Origin of the sequence: Ornithinibacillus sp. 4-3 (assembly GCF_040958695.1) — a bacterium.
Taxonomy (GTDB): Bacteria; Bacillota; Bacilli; order Bacillales; family Amphibacillaceae; genus CALAMD01.
Window position 1 is genome coordinate 1,942,756 of the sequence record NZ_CP162599.1, and the last position, 23,637, is coordinate 1,966,392.

At 34.9% G+C, this 23,637-nt stretch carries 23 protein-coding genes; 5 read left to right on the forward strand and 18 right to left on the reverse strand.

The window, feature by feature from the left end; genetic code table 11:
• Window positions 1-203 precede the first annotated feature (203 nt).
• From AB4Y30_RS09505 to AB4Y30_RS09550, 10 genes are all read right to left on the reverse strand, one after another.
• Complete coding sequence (locus AB4Y30_RS09505; protein ID WP_368652002.1) at window positions 204-1,400, reverse strand: D-alanyl-D-alanine carboxypeptidase family protein; 1,197 nt, start codon at window positions 1,398-1,400, stop codon at window positions 204-206.
• 159 nt (window positions 1,401-1,559) lie between these two features.
• A complete protein-coding gene (locus AB4Y30_RS09510; RefSeq protein ID WP_368652003.1) occupies window positions 1,560-2,870 on the reverse strand; it encodes a pyrimidine-nucleoside phosphorylase in 1,311 nt (436 codons plus the stop codon).
• A 12-nt stretch (window positions 2,871-2,882) separates the two neighbouring features.
• Window positions 2,883-3,701, reverse strand: a complete 819-nt coding sequence (locus tag AB4Y30_RS09515; RefSeq protein ID WP_368652004.1) for a purine-nucleoside phosphorylase — start codon at window positions 3,699-3,701, stop codon at window positions 2,883-2,885.
• A gap of 1 nt (window position 3,702) precedes the next feature.
• On the reverse strand, window positions 3,703-4,893 hold the full coding sequence (gene deoB / locus AB4Y30_RS09520) for a phosphopentomutase (protein ID WP_368652005.1): 1,191 nt from the start codon (window positions 4,891-4,893) through the stop codon (window positions 3,703-3,705).
• Window positions 4,894-4,937: 44 nt separating this feature from the next.
• Window positions 4,938-5,831 carry a site-specific tyrosine recombinase XerD gene (gene xerD / locus AB4Y30_RS09525; protein WP_368652006.1) on the reverse strand — a complete coding sequence of 298 codons (894 nt, stop codon included), beginning with the start codon at window positions 5,829-5,831 and terminating at the stop codon, window positions 4,938-4,940.
• 25 nt (window positions 5,832-5,856) lie between these two features.
• Window positions 5,857-6,018 carry a DUF4227 family protein gene (locus AB4Y30_RS09530; protein ID WP_368652007.1) on the reverse strand — a complete coding sequence of 54 codons (162 nt, stop codon included), beginning with the start codon at window positions 6,016-6,018 and terminating at the stop codon, window positions 5,857-5,859.
• Window positions 6,019-6,102: 84 nt separating this feature from the next.
• Complete coding sequence (locus AB4Y30_RS09535; protein ID WP_368652008.1) at window positions 6,103-6,564, reverse strand: Fur family transcriptional regulator; 462 nt, start codon at window positions 6,562-6,564, stop codon at window positions 6,103-6,105.
• 504 nt (window positions 6,565-7,068) lie between these two features.
• Window positions 7,069-7,725 carry a stage II sporulation protein M gene (spoIIM, locus tag AB4Y30_RS09540; RefSeq protein ID WP_368652009.1) on the reverse strand — a complete coding sequence of 219 codons (657 nt, stop codon included), beginning with the start codon at window positions 7,723-7,725 and terminating at the stop codon, window positions 7,069-7,071.
• A 225-nt stretch (window positions 7,726-7,950) separates the two neighbouring features.
• Window positions 7,951-9,111 carry an endonuclease Q family protein gene (locus AB4Y30_RS09545; RefSeq protein WP_368655212.1) on the reverse strand — a complete coding sequence of 387 codons (1,161 nt, stop codon included), beginning with the start codon at window positions 9,109-9,111 and terminating at the stop codon, window positions 7,951-7,953.
• Window positions 9,111-9,659 carry an NUDIX hydrolase gene (locus AB4Y30_RS09550; RefSeq protein WP_368652010.1) on the reverse strand — a complete coding sequence of 183 codons (549 nt, stop codon included), beginning with the start codon at window positions 9,657-9,659 and terminating at the stop codon, window positions 9,111-9,113. Before AB4Y30_RS09550 ends, AB4Y30_RS09545 begins: the two co-directional genes overlap by 1 nt.
• Before the next feature lie 313 nt (window positions 9,660-9,972).
• Here AB4Y30_RS09550 and AB4Y30_RS09555 point away from each other — a divergent pair, with 313 nt between their 5' ends.
• From AB4Y30_RS09555 to rnz, 4 genes are read left to right on the forward strand one after another with little or no spacing between them, the layout of a single operon-like run.
• Entirely contained in the window at window positions 9,973-10,893 is a 921-nt protein-coding gene (locus AB4Y30_RS09555) for an aldo/keto reductase (protein ID WP_368652011.1), read from the forward strand.
• Between the two features lie 55 nt (window positions 10,894-10,948).
• On the forward strand, window positions 10,949-11,686 hold the full coding sequence (locus AB4Y30_RS09560) for a glycerophosphodiester phosphodiesterase (RefSeq protein ID WP_368652012.1): 738 nt from the start codon (window positions 10,949-10,951) through the stop codon (window positions 11,684-11,686).
• 22 nt (window positions 11,687-11,708) lie between these two features.
• Window positions 11,709-12,728: an NADPH dehydrogenase NamA gene (gene namA, locus AB4Y30_RS09565; RefSeq protein ID WP_368652013.1), complete on the forward strand. Its 1,020-nt coding sequence runs from the start codon at window positions 11,709-11,711 to the stop codon at window positions 12,726-12,728.
• Window positions 12,729-12,740: 12 nt separating this feature from the next.
• Window positions 12,741-13,655: a ribonuclease Z gene (rnz, locus tag AB4Y30_RS09570; protein ID WP_368652014.1), complete on the forward strand. Its 915-nt coding sequence runs from the start codon at window positions 12,741-12,743 to the stop codon at window positions 13,653-13,655.
• A gap of 58 nt (window positions 13,656-13,713) precedes the next feature.
• Here the strand turns inward: rnz and AB4Y30_RS09575 are convergent, their stop codons facing one another.
• Together AB4Y30_RS09575 and AB4Y30_RS09580 are read right to left on the reverse strand one after the other, a co-directional pair.
• On the reverse strand, window positions 13,714-14,964 hold the full coding sequence (locus AB4Y30_RS09575; protein ID WP_368655213.1) for a DNA polymerase IV: 1,251 nt from the start codon (window positions 14,962-14,964) through the stop codon (window positions 13,714-13,716).
• Between the two features lie 70 nt (window positions 14,965-15,034).
• The gene (locus tag AB4Y30_RS09580) at window positions 15,035-16,120 is read right to left on the reverse strand and encodes a M20/M25/M40 family metallo-hydrolase (RefSeq protein ID WP_368652015.1); all 1,086 of its coding nucleotides are present in this window, start codon (window positions 16,118-16,120) and stop codon (window positions 15,035-15,037) included.
• Between the two features lie 102 nt (window positions 16,121-16,222).
• Here AB4Y30_RS09580 and prli42 point away from each other — a divergent pair, with 102 nt between their 5' ends.
• Window positions 16,223-16,360 carry a stressosome-associated protein Prli42 gene (prli42, locus tag AB4Y30_RS09585; protein WP_368652016.1) on the forward strand — a complete coding sequence of 46 codons (138 nt, stop codon included), beginning with the start codon at window positions 16,223-16,225 and terminating at the stop codon, window positions 16,358-16,360.
• 552 nt (window positions 16,361-16,912) lie between these two features.
• On the opposite strand, the gene AB4Y30_RS09590 is transcribed toward prli42, so the two are convergent.
• The 6 genes from AB4Y30_RS09590 to lpdA form a co-directional block, all read right to left on the reverse strand.
• Entirely contained in the window at window positions 16,913-17,836 is a 924-nt protein-coding gene (locus AB4Y30_RS09590) for a VanW family protein (protein WP_368652017.1), read from the reverse strand.
• A gap of 581 nt (window positions 17,837-18,417) precedes the next feature.
• Complete coding sequence (locus tag AB4Y30_RS09595; RefSeq protein WP_368652018.1) at window positions 18,418-18,849, reverse strand: BrxA/BrxB family bacilliredoxin; 432 nt, start codon at window positions 18,847-18,849, stop codon at window positions 18,418-18,420.
• A 92-nt stretch (window positions 18,850-18,941) separates the two neighbouring features.
• Window positions 18,942-20,177 (reverse strand): dihydrolipoamide acetyltransferase family protein, encoded by a 1,236-nt coding sequence (locus AB4Y30_RS09600; RefSeq protein WP_368652019.1) that lies wholly within the window; start codon window positions 20,175-20,177, stop codon window positions 18,942-18,944.
• Between the two features lie 19 nt (window positions 20,178-20,196).
• Entirely contained in the window at window positions 20,197-21,180 is a 984-nt protein-coding gene (locus AB4Y30_RS09605) for an alpha-ketoacid dehydrogenase subunit beta (RefSeq protein WP_368652020.1), read from the reverse strand.
• Between the two features lie 17 nt (window positions 21,181-21,197).
• Entirely contained in the window at window positions 21,198-22,193 is a 996-nt protein-coding gene (locus tag AB4Y30_RS09610) for a thiamine pyrophosphate-dependent dehydrogenase E1 component subunit alpha (RefSeq protein ID WP_368652021.1), read from the reverse strand.
• Window positions 22,194-22,214: 21 nt separating this feature from the next.
• The gene (lpdA, locus tag AB4Y30_RS09615; protein ID WP_368652022.1) at window positions 22,215-23,633 is read right to left on the reverse strand and encodes a dihydrolipoyl dehydrogenase; all 1,419 of its coding nucleotides are present in this window, start codon (window positions 23,631-23,633) and stop codon (window positions 22,215-22,217) included.
• Between the last annotated feature and the right edge of the window lie 4 nt (window positions 23,634-23,637).

A 23,637-nucleotide genomic window follows, 5' to 3' on the forward strand; every position in this document is an offset into this window, starting at 1 on the left:
TGCGTCGGAAAATCCAAAGTAACGCGGTTTTAAGTAACAGATTTCCACAGGATGTGGTAACTTCGACGTTCAACATAGGACTTGTCAGAACTAAGTCGAAGTTACCTGTTCGATGCTTCATTTTTATCGGACTTTTTGAACAACCTCTAATACTTTATTTCTCCAATCGAACATCAGATTCCTTTGATAAGACAAACATAGAACTAATTATCTTTTATTTGATAAATTGACTTATTTTTCGCTAAATATTGTAGCGATCGTTTTATAAATGTAAACATAGATGCAGATTTTACTTCTTCGTCAACAATTAAATCTGTTTCAGACAATACTTCTTGTCCTTGCTTAATCACTAAAGATCCAACAGTCTCCCCTTTCTTTAAAGGTAAATTTAATTGACGCTTTAAGTTGATTTCCGTTTTAAGATTATCTGGCTTCTTACCCTTAGCAAAGATTATTTTCGCTGCATCTGCTGTCACTATTGGTGTCTTTTCATTTTCTGCCTTCAGTAAGGATAGTTGTTTTACTGCTTCTCCTTGCTTGAATAGCTCCTCTGTTTCAAATTGATTAAATCCATAGTCAAATAACTCTGTGACTGCTTTATTTCTCTCTTTTACAGTTTCTACACCCATGACAACCGTAATTAGTCTCATATTATCTCTATTTGCTGTCGCAGTAAGACAATACTTTGCTTCATTTGTAAAACCTGTTTTCAAACCATCAACACCCGGATAAGTTCGAATTAACTTATTTGTATTAACTAACCAGAATTCATTTTTCTGTCCTTTTCTTAAATAATCTTCATAAATAGATGTATAGTCTGTAATTGGATGTTTAAGTAATTCTTTAGCAATGATTGCCATATCATAAGCAGTACTATATTGTCCCTTTGCTGGTAATCCAGAGGCATTTTGGAATTGTGTGTTCTTTAATTTAAGTTCTTTCACCTTCTCATTCATTAATTGAACAAATGCTTCTTCTGTTCCAGCTATTCGCTCAGCTAAAGCAACACTTGCATCATTACCAGAAGCAATTGCTACTCCTTTTAACAAATCTTGTACACTCATTTCTTCTCCTGGCTCTAGAAAAATTTGTGAACCACCCATAGAAGATGCATTTTCACTGACATGAACTTTTTCTTCTAAGCTTAATTCCTCTTTCTCTATTGCTTCCATCACAAGTAATAAGGTCATCATTTTCGTCATACTTGCAGGTGCTAATCTTTCATGAGCATCATGTTCAAATAAGATCTCTCCTGTCGATTTCTCTATTAAAATTGCTGATGGTGCCTTTGTGGTAAGCTGGCCAGAGCTTTTCTTCTGCTCTTCTGCAAATTGCATTTGAGGAAATGCAAGCATTACTATACTGCTTATAATTATTAAAACAAGTTGTTTCTTTCCCATATCAGGACCTCCTAGTAATGAATTCATATATGATGCTATGGTTTTTGTAAATTCCTCTTACTAGCTTTTCCATATTTTAGAAATTTATAATTTAGAAACAATAAAAAATCCCTGTTTATTACTTGCAGCTGCAAATAATAAACAGGGTGAAATGATGTATTAACGAATAATCTCATAAATCAATGGGTTCATTTCAGGTTTTTCAGAAGAAATTCGAATACTATTATTTATTTTTTTTATGATGGATGTTAAATTTTCATTGGATACAGTATTGTAATGCAATGTTAGCAGAGGCTCATCTTTTTTTACGGTCTCCCCAACTTTTTTATGCAGTAAAATACCTGCTGATAAATCAAGTACAGAATCCTTTGTCACTCTTCCAGCCCCTAGCATCATTGCTGCTACTCCTATTTCATTTGCAATTAATTCGGAGATATATCCTGATTGTTCTGCATAAATCGTATGGGTATATTTTGCTTGTGGCAGCTGGTCTGGATGATAAATAATCTCTGCATCTCCTCCTTGTGATTGAACAAAGAGATAGAACATGTCTAATGCTTTTCCATTCTCCAAAGTTTCTTTAACCATTTCTCTAGCTATATCTATATTGGTAGTTTTATTTGCTAGTACAATCATTTCACTGGCCACTTTGATAACGATTTCGGTTAAATCCTTTGGACCGATACCTTTTAATGTTTCGATAGCCTCTTTTACCTCTAAAGCATTACCTATGGCATTTCCTAAAGGCTGGCTCATATCTGAAATAATTGCTACTGTTGTTTTATTTACTTGTTTACCGATTGTAACCATTGCTTCAGCTAGCTGTTTAGAAGAAGCGTAATCCTTCATAAATGCTCCAGCACCTGTTTTAACATCTAGTACAATCGCATCTGCACCAGCTGCAATTTTCTTACTCATAATAGAACTAGCGATTAATGGAATAGAGCTTACTGTAGCTGTTACATCACGCAAGCTATATATTTTCTTATCTGCTGGGGTTAATTTATCAGATTGACCAATAATTGCTAGTTTATTTTTATTCACTAAATCATAGAATTGTTTATTTGTCATTTCTACATGGAACCCTGGTATCGATTCTAGCTTATCAATTGTTCCACCTGTGTGCCCTAGACCACGGCCACTCATTTTCGCTACTGGAACTCCTAATGAAGCAACTATAGGCATCGCAATTAAACTAACATTATCTCCAACGCCACCTGTAGAATGTTTATCTACTTTTATGCCAGAGATTTGAGATAAATCTATTATTTCTCCACTTTGTACCATTGCTTTGGTTAAAGCAGCCTGTTCTACTCCATTCATTCCTTGAAAATAAATAGCCATTAATAATGCGCTCATCTGATAATCTGGTATTTTTCCAACTGTGAACCCATGAACGAAAAAGTTAATTTCCTCTTCTGTTAATGCATTACCAAGCTGTTTTTTTTCGATAATATCATACATTCTCATCTTGCTTTCCCCCTAATCTTCAGGAAGCGTTTCTATTATATGTAGCATGAAGCGGATAAAATCCTGCTGCACCTGTTGAGTAGTTTCAATTACTTCCTCATGTGATAACGGCTCATCATATATACCAGCAGCCATATTGGAAATACATGAGATTCCTAGTACACGTATTTTTGCTTGTCTAGCTACAATTACTTCTGGCACAGTAGACATCCCAACTGCATCTCCACCTAAAACGCGGAGCATTCGAATTTCAGCTGGTGTTTCATAAGTTGGCCCAGCATTACCAACATATACTCCACGCTGCACAGCAATATTAAGCTGCTGAGCGCAATGTTTTGCATGCTCGATGTAAGTTCGATCATATGCTTGAGTCATATCAGGAAAACGGTCACCAAAGGTATCGTGATTGGGACCTATTAATGGATTGGTTCCCGTGAAATTAATATGATCAGAAATTAGCATTAAATCTCCTGGACGAAAGGATTCATTAATTCCGCCAGCTGCATTGGTAACAATGATAGAATGTATGCCTAACATCTTCATTACACGTACTGGAAACGTAACTTGTTCCATTGTATAGCCCTCATAATAATGAAAGCGTCCCTGCATAGCAATGACATGCTTTCCTTTTAACTGACCTATTACTAGCTTTCCTTGATGTCCTTCTACTGTCGATTTAGGAAAATAAGGAATATCTTCATAGGCAATACTTATTTTATTTTCAATTTGTTCTGCTAGAATTCCTAATCCAGATCCGAGAATTAAACCTAAGCTTACTTCATTTTTCATTTGTGAGCGGATAAAATCACAAGCTTCACGAATTTTATACATTTCATTCACCTACTTTTATTTCATTTAAAAAGCTACAACCATGTTGCGGCAAAGGAACATTAAAATTATCCGCTATGGTTGCACCAACATCAGCAAATGTGTCGCGAATTGGTAATTCTCTGCCGATTTGAATATCTTGATGATACATAATTAAAGGAACATACTCTCTTGTATGATCTGTTCCTTGATGCGTTGGATCATTACCATGATCTGCAGTAATAATAAGTAAATCATCTTTAGATAAACTTTGTAAAATTTGAGGTAACTGTTGATCAAATCTTTCCAAAGCCTTCCCATAGCCGACGGGATCACGACGATGTCCATATTTGGAATCAAAATCTACTAAATTTAAGAAGCATAAACCATGAAAGTTCATTTCTATTGTTTTTAACAATTGCTGAACACCATCATCATTATCTACTGTCCGAATAGACTTCGTAATTCCTTCACCATCATAGATATCTGAAATTTTACCTAAACCAATGACATCATAATGATGATCCGCAAGTTCATTGAGTACCGTGCGACCGATAGGTTTTAATGCGTAATCATGGCGATTTGCTGTTCTAATAAAAGCTCCTGGTTGACCAATAAAGGGTCTCGCAATAACTCTACCAACTCGATATTCTCCTGATAAAGTCAAGCTTCGGGCAATTTCGCAAATTCGGTACTGTTCCTTGATAGGAATAATATCTTCATGTGCAGCAATTTGTAGTACAGAATCAGCTGATGTATAAACAATCAAAGCTCCTGTTTCCATGTGCTCTTTCCCTAATTCCTCAATAATCTTTGTTCCAGAGGCAACTTTATTACCGATAATCGATCTGTTTGTCGCCCTTGTTAACTCATCTAATAATCCTTTAGGAAAACCATGAGGAAAAGTTTGGAATGGATTCGTAATATGTAACCCCATTAATTCCCAATGACCTGTCATCGTATCTTTACCAAAAGAAGCCTCTTGCATTTTAGTGTAGAATCCTTCAGGTTTAGCAACAGCTTGAATTCCTTTAATTGCTTCTATATTCCCAAGTCCTAAACTTTCTAGATGAGGCATATGTAGCCCATCAACGGCTTCTGCTATATTTACTAATGTATTTGCACCTTGATCATTATAAACTTTAGCATCTGGTGCTTCTCCAATTCCAACAGAATCTAATACAATTAAAAAAACTCTTTTAAAATGATTTTGCATCGAATCATCCTCTGCAAATTTTTCTATGAATATAGTAATCTTTTTTAAGCTCTTGGATGGAAATTACGGTACATATCTTTTAAACGTGCTCGATTAATATGCGTATATATTTGTGTCGTCGAAATATCCTCATGTCCAAGCATTTCCTGTACTGCACGCAAATCAGCACCATTTTCCAATAAATGTGTCGCAAATGAATGGCGAATCATATGAGGAGAAATTTTCTTTTTAATTCCTACATCTTTTGCGACTGTATTTAGGATTTTCCAGAAACCTTGACGGCTTAAAGCTCTTCCATGTTGATTCACGAATAAAAATTGATGATCCTGTCTATATTTCATGAGCGGTGCTCTTGCATGTTGTAAATATTGTTCAATCGCTTGGGCTGCTACTTCACCTAAAGGAATAATTCTTTCCTTTGATCCTTTTCCGATGCATTGAACGAAGCCCATAGTTAAATGTAAGTCATTCAGCTTTAATTGAATTAATTCTGAAACACGTAAACCAGTTGCATACAGTAATTCAATCATTGCTTTATTTCGAATTGTTAACGGTGAATCCGTACGAAAGGTTAATAATTGTTCAATCTCTGCTGAGGTTAATACTTCTGGTAATTTTCTATCTTTTTTCGGTGAATCGATATGTAAACTCGCATCATGATTCACCACTTGATCTCGAATGAGGAATTGATGAAACAAGCGGATGGATGAAATATTCCGTGCAATTGTGGCAGAGGATTTTTGATGATCTTTTAAATGATAAAGGTAACCTAGAATATCTGATCTTTCTACATGATTCCATTCTAACTTTTCTCCAGTTTGCTCAATATATTTCACATACTGAAGTAAATCACGTCGGTATGATTTTAAAGTGTTATCAGCTAAGCCTCTTTCAATTTGTAAATAATGAAAAAAATCTTCTATTGCATCATTTAGCATAGCGATCACCCCTTTGTCTATTGTTCTACTCGATGCGAAATACTTTAATAGCTGGACCACTTGGTTGATCTTCTGGATTATAATGCTCAAATTCCCGATGTATCATTTGTAAACCGAAATAAAAAAACATCGTACACGCAACAAATAGAAGCAATAATTTTAATGAATCAAAAATAAATTTAATCATAAAAGCATACCCTTTCCATAATTATTCATTATGTCTAAAGATATGCCAAAAATAATCTATATTATACGTAATAGGAGTATATTTTTATTCTTCTTCATCATTTTTTGCTTTTTGCTGACACACTCTACAAATACCATGGAATGTTAGTCGATGATCCCTTACTTCGAATCCCCATTTTTCTGCTACTATTTTTTCAACATCTCCTAGTAAATCTTCAATAATTTCTTCTACAGAACCACATTCTAAACAAACAAGATGATGATGAAAATGCTGAACCCCTTCTTTACGTAAATCGTAACGAGAGACCCCATCACCAAAATTAATCTTATCAACAACTTTAAGTTCAGATAATAATTCTAATGTACGATAAACAGTAGCTAAACCAATTTCAGGCTCTTTGTCTTTTACTAATAGAAATATTTGCTCAGCACTTAGATGGTCTTTTTCGTGCTCTAATAACACTCTAAGTGTAGCTTCCCTTTGTGGAGTTAGTTTATAGCTTTTAGAATGTAGTTTCTTTTTTATTTGGTCAATTCGAAGTTCCACGAGTAAATCCCTCCTATACCCATCTTTATTATATGGATACATGAAACCTATGTCAAAATATAATCATTATTAATGAATAAAAATTCTAAATAACAAATTCACAGATCTTATGTTTCTCTTTAAGTACGTGTTCAAAAAGGACGATAAAAAGGACCATCATCGGTTAATTTCGCAACGTCCTGTTGCAACACCGATCCTAGCATATCCTGTGCGTCGAAAGTTCAAGGCGACGCTATGTTTTACGAACGGACTTGCGCGTGTTGTGGTGACTTCTGTGTTGCCCACAGGACGTGGGTGGTCTTTACAGAAGTTCCCCTATGCTTTTAAATACGTGAGTATCGGAAAAATGGCATCAACGCAGAAATTCGCTGCGGCATTTTTGTTGGGTTTTTTGAACATCCTCTTTAAAATATAACCTACTTATTCCTAAAATCAAATATATTTCTGGCAAAATTTCATGCAGTTCTATCTCAAATTACTATACTCTACTATTATAACAGACTATTAAAAGAAAAGTTGTGTCGATTGATATAAAGTTTTTATAAATGAAGTAAGTGCTTGATTAGCTATCACTGCTTCTAAAAAAGATGAACAAATAGACAGAATGACTAAAGCAAAAAATGCTGTTGCATAATGGACAATTGCTTTTTGAATAGGGAAAATATATCGTTTTGAAAATAATTTTTCAAATAAAGCAAAAGTAAATTGCATTGCGAATCCACAAGCAAAAAGGTAAAGAGGAATGGCAATAATATTTTGTGGAACAATGAATAATGTGGCAAGTAAAAATCCATTTCCTCCTAATTGATTTACAAAAAAGCCAACTGTAAAACCAATAACAGCTCCCTTTGCGAATAATAAAATCCAAATAAACGGTACTCCAATAATCGTTAATCCTAATATAAAAATGAGCAATAGATATTTAGTATGAAAGTAAAAGCTATCCTTGAGAATTGCAAAAAAATCAATTTGATCTAGTTTTATTAGATGATGAAAATATTGTTCTAAATAAAAATATAAATCCTGTTTCTGTGTGAAATTCATACTATTAACGATAATGGCACCAAAAATAATTCCTGTTATAAAAAGAATAACTAAGAAAAAGTATAAAGATAGATGTTCTTTCACATGTTCTTGTAGCTGTTTTTTTAATCCACGCATTTGGGAATCCCCCTATATCCTATTCTATGAAAACTTACCGTACTAGAATAAATTTATGAGAATTCCCATGTAAAAATACCATTTAAAAATTATTTTATAGAATCAATCACATGATAAGATACTTTATGGATAGATTTTTTCGAGCTTCTTACACTATCTATCGCTATCTCTATATAAGGACAAACTTGTGCAAAATTTTTATACTTTCTTATCTCTTAAAAAAGCTTATTTTACTTTTCCGTATGTTCCTCCACCACCTGGTTGAATGGATATATTTCCTTTTCTCATTTCAATAATTTTCTTTGCAAGTGATGAAGGAATGACTTCCAATAATTCCTCATAGGTAACTTCATGAAGAATATTCATTTCCGTGTGAAACGCTTGAATTAATTTTTCATATGTTTTTAATCCCAGCTTCGGTAAATACTCTAATGGAACATGATGAAAATAAGGAGGTCGATCCTGCTTAGATGTTGTAGCATTTGCTAAAAATTTAATCCGTTCAGCCACACCCATAATAAATTTTTCTACACCACAAACAGGACATTGCTTCTGTGAATGAGCCTGCTGATGTCCATTCACACAAACTGTGGAATAATATTTACCGAGCATCGGATTAAATCCAAAATTACGAAGAATTTTTCTACCCTCCTGCTCCTTCAAGGCTAAGAAAAACTCCGTGAAATTTGGTTCTGCAAGCAAGATTTCTTGGTATTCCCTACCAATTTTCTTCAATGAATGAGCATCCGAATTAGATAGAAATGAATAAGCATGTAGCTCCTCTAATTGATCAGCCATCGTACTGTCTGAGCTTAACCCTAGTTCTATCCCATCAATTAATGTTGGATCGAAAACCTCCTTCAAAGAGGCCTGTACCCCCTTACCATATAAGCTTTTAAAAGGAGTAAACACATGTGCTGGAATAAAAATACCGGCTAAAGCTTTCACTTTTTGCTGTAATTCGAGTGCTGTACCATAATATCTCTGTGAACTAAGCTGGATATTCGTTACCCTTTCACGCAGCCAAGCCGTGAACTGAGCTATTTTAGCTAATGTTGGTAGAAAACAGAGTACATGGATTGGCCCTTGACAGTTTTCATCATAAATCTCAATTTCTGATCCTAAAAGTAATGTAACATTGCCAAAACGTATTCCACCTTGCGATAATTCTTCAGCTTTTCCTTGTTGGATGAGGTTCTCTATTTCTTCTTGAACAGAAGGAACATGACAATCTACTACCCCAATCAAATGAATTCCCTTACGCACATTTGCCTCTTCTAAAATATTGCTTAAAGTTAACGTTTTAGAGCCAGTTATTTTTACAGGCCGATGGTACATATCTCTTCCAATATGAATATGTAAATCAGCAAAAAAGGCATTTAGCATCATTTTAAAATTCCCATCATTTCTAAATATAAAATGGCATAATTAGTTTTCGCATCGCAAATCCGTTGCTCCTCTACAAATGCTTTTGCTTCTGCTAAACCAACTTCTATAATCTCCACAAATTCATCTTCATCACCTGGCGGAGGATTTTCCATTTTTGTTATATTTTCGGCCAAATAAATATGTATAAGCTCATCCGCAAATCCTGGAGAAGTATAAAAAGAAGTGATAGGTATTAATCGTTCTGCCTCATACCCTGTTTCTTCTTGTAGTTCACGAAGTCCTGTATCTACTGGATCCTCTCCATATTCAAGCTTGCCTGCTGGAATTTCAATGATTGATTTCTCTAATGGTTTACGAAATTGCTCTACTAAAACAATTTTATTTTCTTCTGTAATCGCAACAATTGCAACTGCGCCTGGATGTTTAATAAGTTCACGTTTGGAATGCTTCCCATTTGGTAATTCAACGGTATCCACTTGCAGGTTAACAATTTTCCCTTCAAATATTACTTCTGTTTCCGTTGTCTTCTCTTCAAACTTTTTCATTATATAATCCATCCTTCTTTATAATGCGTGTTCAAAAAATCCGATAAAAATCTATGTTTGCAACATCAAACGATTGGGAACTGATACTACATCCTGTGCTGCGAAAGATCAAGACGGCAGACTTGAGTAAAAGACTTCGTAGAATATATAGGAAACTTAGTCGAAGTTCTCCTGTTCGATGCATCATTTTTATTGAGCTTTTTGAACAACTTCTTTTATTATTGGTTTTATCATAACATAAATCATGGTTTCTTTAGTTGTAATCATTCATGGCAAAATTTACAATGAAATAAGAGATAGGAGGTTTTTTAAGATGAAATATAATCGTCTTGGCAAAACAGATATGCATGTTTCAGAATTAGCCTTAGGCTGTATGTCATTAGGAAAAGATATAACGCATGCTCGTGATATCGTACAGCATGCAGTAAAATCCGGAATTAACTTTTTAGATACAGCAGATTTATATGATTTTGGATTAAATGAGGAAATGATTGGTTCCATCATTAAAGAAAATCGTAAGGACATCATCCTATCTACCAAAGTTGGAAACCATTTTGATACAAAATCCAAGGATTGGTATTGGGATCCTTCACCTGCTTACATAGAGGAAGCTGTAAAGGATAGTTTAAGACGTTTACAAACAGATTATATTGACTTATATATGCTCCATGGTGGAACGATAGAGGATCCAATTGATGAAGTAATAGCAGCATTCGAAAAACTAAAAAAAGAAGGCATCATTAGAGCTTATGGAATTTCCTCTATTCGCCCAAATGTCATTCGGCAATTTGTTGAGAAATCAACAATTGATGCTGTAATGATGCAATATAGCTTGCTTGATCGTAGAGCAGAGGAAGAAATGTTGGAGTTATTGATAGCAAACCAAATTAGTGTACTTGCTCGAGGAACAATAGCCAAAGGGCTGCTGTCTAATCAAGCAGCTGAACTGATTAAGAAAAAGGCTAGCAATGGTTATTTGGATTATCAATTTGATGAATTAATAGAAATACATGAGAAAATCATATCTAATCCAGAGCTTGCTCAACCTCTTTTAGCTTTATCACAGCAATATGCCTTAAAACACAAAGCAATAACAAGTCTTGTTTTAGGTATAAGTAGTACAAAGCAATTATTAGAGGCATTAGAGCATTATAATAACGCCAACCTAACGGATGAGGCCTATCAATTTTTACAAGCAATTACGAAAGCAAATAAGTATTTAGATCATCGTTAAGAGCATGTCAGTTAACCTATGATTTTATTCTAATGATAAAGGTGAGTGAAATAGAATGACATCTGAGATATTTGCCCACCGTGGCGCTAGTCATGAAGCACCTGAAAATACACAAGCCGCTTTTGATTTAGCTGCAAAATCTGGTGCAATAGGAATCGAAACAGATGTGCATCTAACAAAGGATGGCGTTCCAGTAATTATCCATGATGATACCGTAGATCGTACAACAGATGGTAAGGGATTTATTAAGAGCTTTACAATGGATGAATTAAAACAATTAGATGCTGGGTCATGGTTTGGCCCACAATTTACTGGTATGCGTCTTCTATCCTTAGATGAATTTTTACAATGGTTTCAAACAACACCTATGAAGCTAAATATCGAACTAAAAAATCGTCGAGTTTTCTATGAAAATATAGAGGAAATTGTATATCATTGTTTACAACAATTTAATCTCTTAGATCGTGCTGCTGTTTCAACCTTTAATTTAGAAAGCGCTAAACATCTTGCTACCTTTAAAGGCTTAGAATCCGGGTATCTAACATCTAAGAAGCAAAATAATTTAATTGAGAAAATAGCTCCCATGAATATAGACGCATTACATATTCATTATCGTTTATTAAATAAAAAAATAGTAAATGAGGCAAAAGCAGCAAATATTAAAATTAGAGTTTATACTGTTAATGATACAAGAAAAATCAAAAGATGTTTTGATTACGGTTGTGACGGTATTTTCACAGATAATCCCGCGCATGCAGTAAGCTTACAAAAGAAATGGCAGAAAACTAACTAAATTAATTATTGGAGTGGTTCTCTTGGTAAAATTATTCTCCCCTATCACATTGAAAAATATAACATTGAAAAATAGAATTGTAATGTCGCCAATGTGTATGTATTCTTCTATGCAAGAAGACGGCTGTATCACACCATTTCATCTAACACATTATATTTCACGTGCGGTTGGTCAAGTAGGATTAATTATGGTAGAAGCGACAGCTGTACAGCCAGAAGGTAGAATTTCTTTACAGGATTTAGGCATTTGGGATGAAAAGCATGTGGTTGGCTTAAAATCATTAACAGAGCAAATTCATGCTTATGGTTCAAAAGCAGCAATTCAACTAGCACATGCTGGAAGAAAAGCCGAACTGCCTGATCCTATCTTTGCTCCAAGCAGTATTTCATTTGATCAAAACTGGAAACAGCCAAATGAAATGACTAAAGAAGATATTCAGCAAACTATTGAAGCCTTTAAAGAAGGTGCAAGAAGAGCAAAAATAGCAGAATTTGATATCGTAGAAATTCATGCTGCTCATGGTTATTTAATCAATCAATTTTTATCTCCTCTGGCTAATCAGCGAACAGACGAATATGGTGGGAATCGCGAAAATCGTTATCGTTTTTTAAAAGAAATTATTGAGGCAATACGTAGTGAATGGCAAAACCTTCCCCTATTTGTAAGAATCTCTACAGATGAGTATCATCAAGCTGGAAATTCATTAGATGATATTCTATACTTTGCTTCAGAGATGAAACAGCAAGGGATTGATCTAATTGATTGTAGCTCTGGTGGAGTCGTTCCTGCGAAAATTGATGTTTATCCAGGCTACCAGCTCCCTAACTGTGAAGCAATTAAAAATCGGGTAGGTATTTCTACGGGCGCTGTCGGTTTAATTACATCAGGCCTTCTAGCAGAAGAAGTTTTACAAGCAGAACAGGCAGATCTAATTTTTATTGGAAGAGCATTGCTGAAAAATGCATATTGGCCATTGGAAGCAGCAGAACAACTTAAATATCAGCTACAATCTCCTAAGCAATACGAAAGAGGTTGGAACTAAGGAGGTTGACATATGGAATTAACATTTTTAGGGACAGGTGCAGGAATTCCTTCTAAAGAAAGAAATGTGGCTGCACTTGCTCTCTCTTTATTGCAAGAAAATAATACAATTTGGTTATTTGACTGTGGTGAAGCAACACAACATCAAATATTACATACCAATATTAAACCAAGAAAAATAACCAAAATCTTTATCAGTCATTTACATGGAGACCATATATTTGGATTACCAGGCTTTTTAAGCAGCCGTTCTTTTCAAGGTGGAGAGGATGAATTAATTGTTTATGGTCCTCCTGGAATTCAAAATTTCATTGAAACAACCTTATCTATCAGTGCAACACACCTAACCTATCCATTGAAAATAGTTGAGTTTGCAGAAGGTAAAGTTTTGGAGGATGAAAAATTTATTGTGATCTGTCAGAAATTGCATCATGGTATCCCTAGTTATGGTTTTCGGATAATCGAAAAAGATAAGCCTGGCGAACTACTTGTTGAAAAATTAAAGGAAAAGGGTATCGCACCCGGCCCAATTTATAAACAAATTAAAGAAAATGATAAGATAGAGCTTGAAAATGGCAAAATCATTTATCGAAAAGATTTTATTGGCGAACCGAAAAAAGGAAGAATTATTGTTTACATGGGTGATACACGGAGAACACACTTAAATCATGAACTAGTTAAAGATGCAGATATACTTATTCATGAAGCGACATTTGAGAAGGATATGGAAGAATTAGCGAATAAATATTATCATACGACAACAGTTGAAGCAGCAAAACTTGCAAAAGAAAATCATGTAAAACAATTGATATTAACACACATCTCTTCACGTTATCAAAAAGAAGATTATGCACAACTACTAGCAGAAGCCTGTGATATTTTCCCTAATACAATGATGGCCCATGATTTTAGTACTTTTCATTGTTAAACAATTTTAACTAAACATAAAAAGATGATTACTAAAATATATTGGAAATTCCATTCCACTACGATTTCATGTAATCATCTAAATAATCTTTTTGAAAGCTAGTTGTAAAATTGGCTTTCTTTTTTTCTTCTGGAAGAAATGAAACAGTAGGCTTGCCATACTTTTCATTTAATTTATTTACCGTATTCTGTAAATTTGCCCGCTTCTCTTCCTCTTCAAATGTAAAAATATCTAATTGCTGTGCAATACTCTCTTTTTCAGCAATATCCTGCATAGTTACACCTAATAACCGAACTGCTCCCCCATTCCAATGCTGCTGGAATAAATCCCATGCTACTTTAAAAATATCGGAATGATTATCCGTATAGCTAGAGAGTTTTTTACTTCTTGTAATGGTAATCCAATCATCATAACGAACCATAATTTGTATCGTAATACCTAACATATTTTTACGTTTTAATCTTTGCTCAACATTTTGAGCAAGCTGTAATAATAGACCATGTATCTGATGCTCATCAGTCACATCAGCAGGTAAGGTTTTCGAATTACCAATACTTTTACGATCATGTATAGATTCTGGATCTACTTCACGTGAATCAATTCCATTTGCTCTATCCTTTAATCGCTGACCATTTACTCCTAATAAGCGGGTTAATTCATATTCATTATGCTCAGCTAAATCCTTAATCGTATGAACCCCAATTTGTTTTAATTTTTCAGCCGTTTTCTCTCCAACTCCATACATTTCATTTACTGACAAAGTCCATAGTGTATGATGGAGCTCTCTCTTCCTTAATACTGTAATTCCCATCGGCTTCTTCATATCAGACGCCATTTTAGCTAAAAATTTGTTCGGCGCGATTCCAATACTACATGGTAAATCTAGTTTTTCCAAAATACGATTTTGAACAAACTCTGCTATCTCTATAGGTGTTCCTCTATTTTCTACATTTGTAATATCCATATAGCCCTCATCAATGGATATTGGCTCAATAATTGGTGTTATTTCAGATAAAATTTGGAACATCGCCTTTGAAGCTTCCCGATATCGATCAAAATTAGGCCGTAAAATAATTAATTCTGGACAACATTTTTTCGCTTGCCATATTGGCATCGTTGTTTTAACACCTTTAGATCGAGCCTCATAGCTACTTGTAATGATTATTCCTTTTCTTTCCTCAGGATTTCCAGCAATAGCAATTGCTTTTCCTTTTAATTCTGGCTGATAAGACATTTCAACAGATGCATAGAAACAGTTCATATCAATATGAAAAATAATTCTTCGCTTTTTCGATTGGAAGGTTAACAAATCATCACCTACTTCATCATGTATCAAAGAACATTTGTTCTCTACCTATAGTATAACATATTTTAATGGATCAATTATCTTCATTTGCATGACATTGAATGATTTGTAAGATCAATTTTGTTAATTGAAATAAATCATCAATGGATATCGACTCTTGTTTCGTATGAATATTTTTATAGCCTACTGCGATATTAGCCACATCTAAACCATAACTAGCTAAAATATTTGTATCACTACCACTTCGATTAACTATTGATTTATAAGGGATCTTTTGTTGCTTTGTCGCTTGTTTAAACAAGGAAATCAATTGATCATTCTTCTTCATGATATGACTTGGGTTTACTAATTCAAAAATTAGCTGAGGATGACATATAGATAATTTATTTTTGATATAATCCTGTAATTGCAAATGAAATAGTCTGATCTCATCTTGATCGAAAGTTGTTAATAATAATTTTATTTCATTTTTCTTTGTATTTTCAACAGTTCCAAACTGCACCATTGATAAATCACTACTTGAATCGGCACATACTTGATTATATAAATTACGAATTTCTTTATATATATCAATCATCGAAAAATGAGAATCCGATGAATCAAACAATAATTTAATTGCACATTGTGCAGCTGATGCTACTTCAATACTTCCAACACTTCCTTCACTATCAAGAACATAACCAAAATTACTTTGTAGATCCTTTGACTGTAAGGCTTTTGAACCTAAAAAGCCTGATTCTTCTCCAACTGTAAATAATAATTCAATATTGCCAAACTCTATTTTTTCTTCCTGTAAAATATGAATTACTTCAACTAGAGCAGCGATTGCAGCCTTATCATCTGCTCCTAAAATTGTTGTTCCATCTGACTTTATTTCACTGTTACAAATAATTGGATGAATAGCTGTACCAGGTGTAACTGTATCCATATGTGCACAAAATAAGAGACTTGGAATATTTGATTTAGTTCCAGGTAGCCGGCAAATCACATTGCCTGTTTCTAGTTTTGTGATGTTGGTACTATCATCCTCTATTACTTCACAGCCTAGTTCTGACATATGATGTTTTAATTTATTCGCAAAATACTTCTCCTGTTTTGTCTCAGAGCTGGTTTGCACAAAATCTATAAAATAATTGATTAATCTCTCTTTATTTATCATACTTTTTCTCTCCAATTAAATAAAAATCATGAAAACCCTTGTTGAAACTATGTTTTAAAGATAAAATATGTAGTAAGTAGATTCGGGTAAGGGGGCTTAAATATGGCTAAACATCAAACACAACAAAATCGACCAAGAAAAAAATCAAAACGCGAAAAAAGAGTTAAATTTATTGTATACCTAATGGTAATTGCAATGCTACTATCTGTCTTCACAGCAGGCCTTGCAATATTTATATAACAATAACCAAGAATGTTTTTGTTCATGGCACCTAGAGTTGGACATTCATGTCCATGCTATATGTTTACTAATATATTTACAAATTTCCATTATAGCACTTCAAACGTCATTTGAACGGTATTTACCGACAGATGACGTTTTTTTATAGTATGATTAATGATCTTCCATCAAACAAAATCAAAAGAAGCATTTTCCTTTACATAAAGAATGTGAAAAAAGTAAAGGGATGGATGGACAACAATTTTTTACATGGGATAGACGTTATTTTTTATGAGAAGTTGATACATGATAAAAACGGAGAAACCGTCATTGTATTTTGATGTGGAATTTATGAAGGAATAGATTCAAGACGCATAAACAGTTTTGAAGTGGAAAATGAACTATACTATCATGAAACGCTATAGTCAAAGTAAAGGACAAGGCGTCGCTAAAATTCATTATCGAACTAAGCTGGATAATCAAGTTGCCTACAAAGAAAGCTAGGCTTGTTGTTAAGCGACGCACTGCTAGATCCTGTGATGAAGATGCCTGAGAAATTAATCTCCTTTAGCTTCAATCTCTCGCTTTGAATTCTTTCGGTATTTTGATCGGTGCCTTTGGAACTGAGCGGGAATCGTAATTAATGACATCAGATGAATGAAGGGTGACCACAATCATCCCCCCATACCGCTTTGAACGAATCAGAATCGGTTGGTTATATTTATTTTGAAAACGAAAATCTGGCCCATGCCAGCTCACCGTCGCATCACGTCCAGGGGGTACATACTCCACGCGTCGGCTATGCATATAGCGCTCGACGATCTCGAGTCCCGCACCATCAACAGCGTTAAACAATGTTGATGACACTTGACAGATTCCACCACCAACTCCTTCTGATAATTCTCCCCTCACAATAACAGGAGCAGGTCTATATCCCCTCTCTACTGTCCGTTCCCCCACTACTTCGTTAAATGAAAATATCTCATTAGGAAAGATTACATAGTTGTCTAGGGCTTCTGCAGAAAGTTGAATATTGTGAGTGCGATTTTGATTATTCACATTAAAATAAGTGGCATACTGACCAATTTCTTGCACCCGAATATCGGCAAGTAATTCACTGTCCACCTTTGGATAAATATCCAACACTGGTACTTCAAAAGTGGCAGATCTACCTCCTACAAAATAAGTATAAAACTGATTTTGAAATTCTTTTTTGTGCAATCTATACCCTAATTGTCCTGGATTGATCTCTCCTTGTTCATTAATGGTAGCATTTACAGGTTCAGTATAAATTTGTTGATCAAGTTCTTCAGCAAATTGATTAAACTTGTCCATATCTATCATTGGGATTCCAGGGAGAGGTAAAAAGAAGTTTTCACGATCAACTGTAGCAATTGTTTCTCCTTGATGAGTAATGGTTAAACGATCAGATATCTCAATAGATTGGGCAGCGGGCAACACTAATACAACAAGACAAGTGATTAAAAATTGCTTCATAAAGTGGCATACCTCCCATTATAAGTATGAGCAAGAGGAAAGAGATTTATGTACATGATAACGATAGGTTTGAATTCCTGCTCGTTAACGTACTCAGATTTTTTAACACAACCAAAACTTTGGACCTCAGCAATGCATGAAATCATTTTATTTTAATATTTAGAATGATTACTGCGCATCATAATATTTACATATAATCGGGTGATTATAATACTTGTTGGATTTCTATTAGGAGCGTTGGAAATTATCTTAATAAAAAAATTCGGGGTGAACTTATGGGTATTACCTATAATTATCTGGATAATCTCCGCAGGTCTTGCCTTAACAGTAAGTGCCACATTAGGAGCTTTACCATCTTTAATTCTACTTGTCATCGTTCTTATCTTTTACATTAATGACTACTTTCATAAATTTAAATACCGAAACAATGCTGATAAAAAAATGAAAATAAAAGAGTTAAAATAAGGGATTGTATTAACATCCCATACGGAAAATGAAAAAACTATAAATAAGGGATTTCCGCTTTATTTAACTAACCATAAAAAACGAGGTATTCCAAAATTTGGATACCTCGTTTTTGCTTATATTTCTTCGCAATATTCATCAAATAACTGCTGTAATTTACCTACTACATCTACTGCACTGAAGCCTTCAATTTCATGACGTCCTAGCATTGCTTGGAATTTACCATCTTTTAATAATGCGAAAGATGGAGATGAAGGTGGCTCACCATCGAAGTAAGTTCGAGCCTGTTCTGTAGCTTCACGGTCTTGTCCAGCAAACACCGTTACTAAATGATCAGGTCTTTTATCATAATGAATCGCATAACTAGCTGCTGGACGTGCAATTCCACCAGCACAGCCACAAATAGAGTTAATCATTACTAATGATGTACCTTCTCTAGCAAAAGCTTGATCCACTTCTTCAGGTGTTGTTAATTCTTCATATCCTGCTTCTCTCATATCTCCACGAGCCACGTTTACAACGTCTCTCATAAAAGTTTCATATTCCAAAAGGTTCCACTCCTTTTTACTATATTTCAATGATTCTGTATTAGCTTAACAATTTTAAATAATAATATCAATTAATTGAGAACATAAATCCATTAATAAATAGGAAGAGTATCTTCGTTCATATTCTCCAAAATGCCTTTTAACTTAGACATAAATTGACCACAAACTAGTCCATCTAAAATACGATGGTCTAAGGATAAACATAAATTCACCATATCTCTAGCTGCAAACATATTATTAATAATTACTGGTCGTTTTACAATAGATTCCACTTGCAGAATTGCTGCTTGAGGATGATTAATAATTCCCATTGAGTGGATTGATCCAAATGAGCCTGTATTATTCACAGTGAAGGTACCTCCAGCCATATCATCTGCTGTTAGCCTTCCTTCACGTACCTTTGTAGCTAGATCATGAATGTCTTTGGCAATTCCCATAACACTTTTTTCTGCTGCATTTTTAATAACAGGTACAAATAATTCATTTTCTTTTGCTACTGCAATGGATATATTGATAGCATCATGCTGAATAATTTTATCCCCTGCCCAAGTAGAATTAAGCAATGGCACTTCTTTTATTGCTTGAGCTACGGCTTTTACAAAAAATGCAAAATAAGTGATATTATACCCTTCTTTTTGCTTGAAGTTTGTTTTTATTCTCTCTCTGTACTCTACTAAATCAGTTACATCAACTTCTACAGTCATCCATGCATGAGGAATCTCTGTCACAGAATGAACCATATTCTGTGCAATTACTTTTCTTATATTCGTAACCGGAATTTCTTTTCGAACACCACCTGTATAAGGAGTAGGCTTAATTTCTTGTTGTTTTTGTGGTGAAGGTGTTCTTTTCACTGTTTCTACCTTTTTACCAGATGCAATCATTTGTTCAATATCTTTTCGAGTAATTCTTCCACCTCTACCCGAGCCAGATAATTGAGTTAAATCAATTTGATGCTCTTGAGCCATCTTTAAAACCGCCGGTGAATAACGATTTTTCATTGATTGGTCATTAGATACAGGAGTTTCTTCCCACTTCTCCTCAGGTGTTTCTGCTTTTTCTACAGCTACACTTGGTTCTTTACCATCAGCTATTTCAATATGACAAATAACTTCTCCAATAGAAACGGTATCGCCTTCTTGAATAACTAATTCCGTAATTGTTCCAGTAAATGATGAAGGAACCTCCGCATTTACTTTATCTGTCATGACATCTGCAATTGGATCATATTTATTTACTTGATCTCCAACTTTGATATGCCAGCTATTTAATGTACCCTCTGTTACACTTTCTCCTAGCTGTGGCATAACAATTTTTTCAATGGCCATGTCTATTTCTCCCTTCCAGTTAGAACTCAGCTAAATCTCTTATTTCTTCCTCAATTTGATCTGCACTTATTAGGAAAAACTTCTCTAACGTTGGAGCATATGGCATTGCTGGTACATCTGGAGCAGCAAGTCTACGGACAGGAGCGTCTAAGTCAAATAAACAGTGCTCGGCAATAATTGCGGCAACTTCACTAATGACACTACCTTCTTTATTATCCTCCGTAATCAAAAGAACTTTTCCTGTTTTCTTCGCTGCTTCTATAATCGCTTCTTGATCTAATGGATATACAGTTCTTAGATCAACAATATGAACGTCAATTCCTTCTTCAGCTAGCTTATCAGCAGCTTGTAATGCAAAATGAACCATCAATCCATAGGTAATGATTGTAAGATCCGAGCCTTCACGCTTGACCGCTGCTTTTCCAATAGGTAGAACATAATCTTCCTCAGGCACTTCCTCTTTTAAAAGACGGTATGCTCGCTTATGTTCGAAAAATAATACAGGGTCATTATCACGAATAGCGGCTTTTAACAATCCTTTGGCGTCATATGGTGATGAAGGCATAACAATTTTTAAACCTGGTTGATTAGCGAATACAGCTTCAACTGATTGTGAATGATATAAAGCACCGTGCACACCACCACCGTAAGGAGCACGAATCGTTAATGGACATGACCAATCATTATTTGTACGATATCTAATTTTAGCTGCTTCTGAGATAATTTGATTAACAGCTGGGAAAATAAAATCTGCAAATTGCATCTCTGCAATAGGACGTGCTCCATACATTGCAGCACCAATACTAACCCCAGCAATTGCTGACTCGGCAAGTGGAGCATCTATTACTCGATCTTCACCAAACTCATCATATAAGCCTACTGTTGCTTTAAAAACTCCACCCTTTTTCCCAACATCTTCACCAACAATAAATACCTTCTCATCTCTTTGCATTTCTTCTCTCATTGCTGTTGTGATTGCTTGAATATAGTTCATCATTGCCATAGCGATTACCTCCCTTCTTACTCTTCCTCATACACGTATTTTAATGTGGATTCTGGCTCTGCATAAGCTGCATTTTCCGCATAATCCGTTGCTTCATTTACAATATCCATAATGTCCTTATTGATTTCCTCATAGAGAGAGTCATTTAAAACATCATGATTCCGTAAATATTGTGCAAATGTATTAATTGGATCGTTGTTTTTTTCTGATTCCATTTCAGCTGCATCACGATACTGTCTATCATCATCATCACTTGAATGAGAAGTTAGACGATAAGTCATTGCTTCAATTAACGACGGACCTTCTCCAGCGATTGCACGTTCTCTAGCTTCTTTTATTGCTTCATAAACAGCAAGAGGATCAGTTCCGTCAACCGTAACTCCAGGCATTCCATAGCCAATTGCACGATCTGATACACGATTACTCGCCACTTGCTTTTCAGCTGGAATAGAAATCGCATAACCATTATTTTCAACCATCGTAATCACAGGTAGCTTATATACTCCTGCAAAATTTAAACCTTCATGAAAATCTCCTTGGTTTGAAGAACCTTCCCCTAAAGTCACAAATGAAATGACATTTTTCTTCTCCATTTTTGCTGCTAGAGCAATACCAACAGCATGCGGCACTTGGGTTGTTACTGGCGAAGAACCTGTTAAAATTCGTAGCTTTTTACTTCCAAAATGTCCTGGCATCTGTCGCCCTCCAGAATTCGGATCTTCTGCTTTTGCAAAAGCAAATAACATAAGTTCTTTTGCTGTCATTCCGAAAGCTAATACAACACCTAAATCTCGGTAATAAGGAGCAATGTAATCCTCATCTCTATTGAGTGCAAAAGCAGCACCAGCTTGTGCAGCCTCCTGCCCCTGACAGGAAACAACAAATGGGATTTTTCCTGCACGATTTAATAACCACATTCGTTCATCAATTCTTCTTGCAAGTAACATATTTTTATACATCTCTAATACTTGTTCATCTGTTAGACCTAATTTTATATGGCGTTTCTCACCCATATATAGATCCCTCCCTCTAAACTATCCGTGTAACTGCAAGCCATCTACTGCCAGTGCAGCTTCTCCAATTACTTCAGAAATGGATGGATGTGGATAAATATTTTGTGTTATTTCCCAAGGAGTAGCATCTAGTACCTTAGCAAGTCCAGCTTCGGAAATCATATCCGTAACGTGCGGACCAACCATATGTACACCTAAAATATCCTCTGTATCTTGATCGGAAATAATTTTCACAAATCCCTCAGCATCTCCATAGACAAGTGCTTTTCCATTTGCCACAAAAGGAAATTTACCGACTTTAATTTGATAGCCTTGTTTTCTAGCTTCTTTTTCAGTTAAGCCAATCCTTGCTACTTCAGGAAAAGCATAAATACACACTGGTACTTGATTCTGATCTAACGGAAAAGGATTTTTATTTGCCATATGCTCTACAGCAATAATCCCTTCATGTGACGCAACATGTGCTAATTGATATCCACCAATTACATCGCCAACTGCATAAATATGTGATTCTTCCGTTTGGTAATACTTATTTGTTCGGATAAATTCATTTTCAACTTGAATACTTGTATTCTGTAAACCAATATTATCACTATTTGGTGCTCTGCCAACTGCAACTAAAGCAAGCTCAGCAGAAACAATTTGTTTCCCGTCATTGATTTCAATTTCAAATTCAACACCAGCTTCTTTTTTAACAGATTCGAAGTTGATAGATGCATTCGTATAAATTGTAACATCTCTATTTGTTAATGATTTTACAACATTTCTAACAATATCTTTGTCTTCTGTAAATAGGATTTGTTCACTATGCTCAATTACTGTTACCTTCACACCAAAATCAGCGAGCATTGAAGCCCATTCAATACCAATTACACCGCCTCCAACAATCACAATAGACGCTGGAAGCTTCTCTAATTGCAAAATATGATCTGAATGAAGTATATATTTTCCATCTGTCTCTAGTCCTCTAAGCTCTCTAGGTCTAGAACCAGTAGCAATTAACACATTTTTCGGGATTAGAATTGTATTTTCGCCTTCTTGATGCTCTATAGATATTGTACCAGGCATCGGGGCAAAGATACTAGGACCAAGTATTCGGCCATATCCCTCATACACATCAATTTTCCCTTTTTTCATTAAGCTTTGAACACCAGTTAATAACTGATTCACTATATTACTTTTTCGCTCTTCTGCTTTACTGTAGTTAAATGTTATATCCGTTGTTTCAATTCCAAACTGACTTGCTTGTTTAGTCTGTCTAAGCACTTCAGCACTACGCAATAATGCTTTTGTTGGAATACAGCCTTTATGTAAGCATGTCCCACCTAATTTCTGATTCTCAACAACCGCAACCTTCATTCCAAGCTGTGAAGCACGAATTGCAGCGACATAGCCACCAGTACCCCCACCAAGAACGACAAGATCATATTCATTTGTCATATGC

What these genes read in the sequence shown, in the direction of transcription:
- AB4Y30_RS09505 (WP_368652002.1), bottom strand. Translation starts at nt 1,400, where the DNA reads ATGGGAAAGAAACAACTTGTTTTAATAATTATAAGCAGTATAGTAATG.
- AB4Y30_RS09510 (WP_368652003.1), bottom strand. Translation starts at nt 2,870, where the DNA reads ATGAGAATGTATGATATTATCGAAAAAAAACAGCTTGGTAATGCATTA.
- AB4Y30_RS09515 (WP_368652004.1), bottom strand. Translation starts at nt 3,701, where the DNA reads ATGTATAAAATTCGTGAAGCTTGTGATTTTATCCGCTCACAAATGAAA.
- deoB (WP_368652005.1), bottom strand. Translation starts at nt 4,893, where the DNA reads ATGCAAAATCATTTTAAAAGAGTTTTTTTAATTGTATTAGATTCTGTT.
- xerD (WP_368652006.1), bottom strand. Translation starts at nt 5,831, where the DNA reads ATGCTAAATGATGCAATAGAAGATTTTTTTCATTATTTACAAATTGAA.
- AB4Y30_RS09530 (WP_368652007.1), bottom strand. Translation starts at nt 6,018, where the DNA reads ATGATTAAATTTATTTTTGATTCATTAAAATTATTGCTTCTATTTGTT.
- spoIIM (WP_368652009.1), bottom strand. Translation starts at nt 7,725, where the DNA reads ATGCGTGGATTAAAAAAACAGCTACAAGAACATGTGAAAGAACATCTA.
- AB4Y30_RS09545 (WP_368655212.1), bottom strand. Translation starts at nt 9,111, where the DNA reads ATGCTAAATGCCTTTTTTGCTGATTTACATATTCATATTGGAAGAGAT.
- AB4Y30_RS09550 (WP_368652010.1), bottom strand. Translation starts at nt 9,659, where the DNA reads ATGAAAAAGTTTGAAGAGAAGACAACGGAAACAGAAGTAATATTTGAA.
- AB4Y30_RS09555 (WP_368652011.1), top strand. Translation starts at nt 9,973, where the DNA reads ATGAAATATAATCGTCTTGGCAAAACAGATATGCATGTTTCAGAATTA.
- AB4Y30_RS09560 (WP_368652012.1), top strand. Translation starts at nt 10,949, where the DNA reads ATGACATCTGAGATATTTGCCCACCGTGGCGCTAGTCATGAAGCACCT.
- rnz (WP_368652014.1), top strand. Translation starts at nt 12,741, where the DNA reads ATGGAATTAACATTTTTAGGGACAGGTGCAGGAATTCCTTCTAAAGAA.
- AB4Y30_RS09580 (WP_368652015.1), bottom strand. Translation starts at nt 16,120, where the DNA reads ATGATAAATAAAGAGAGATTAATCAATTATTTTATAGATTTTGTGCAA.
- prli42 (WP_368652016.1), top strand. Translation starts at nt 16,223, where the DNA reads ATGGCTAAACATCAAACACAACAAAATCGACCAAGAAAAAAATCAAAA.
- AB4Y30_RS09590 (WP_368652017.1), bottom strand. Translation starts at nt 17,836, where the DNA reads ATGAAGCAATTTTTAATCACTTGTCTTGTTGTATTAGTGTTGCCCGCT.
- AB4Y30_RS09600 (WP_368652019.1), bottom strand. Translation starts at nt 20,177, where the DNA reads ATGGCCATTGAAAAAATTGTTATGCCACAGCTAGGAGAAAGTGTAACA.
- AB4Y30_RS09605 (WP_368652020.1), bottom strand. Translation starts at nt 21,180, where the DNA reads ATGGCAATGATGAACTATATTCAAGCAATCACAACAGCAATGAGAGAA.
- AB4Y30_RS09610 (WP_368652021.1), bottom strand. Translation starts at nt 22,193, where the DNA reads ATGGGTGAGAAACGCCATATAAAATTAGGTCTAACAGATGAACAAGTA.
- lpdA (WP_368652022.1), bottom strand. Translation starts at nt 23,633, where the DNA reads ATGACAAATGAATATGATCTTGTCGTTCTTGGTGGGGGTACTGGTGGC.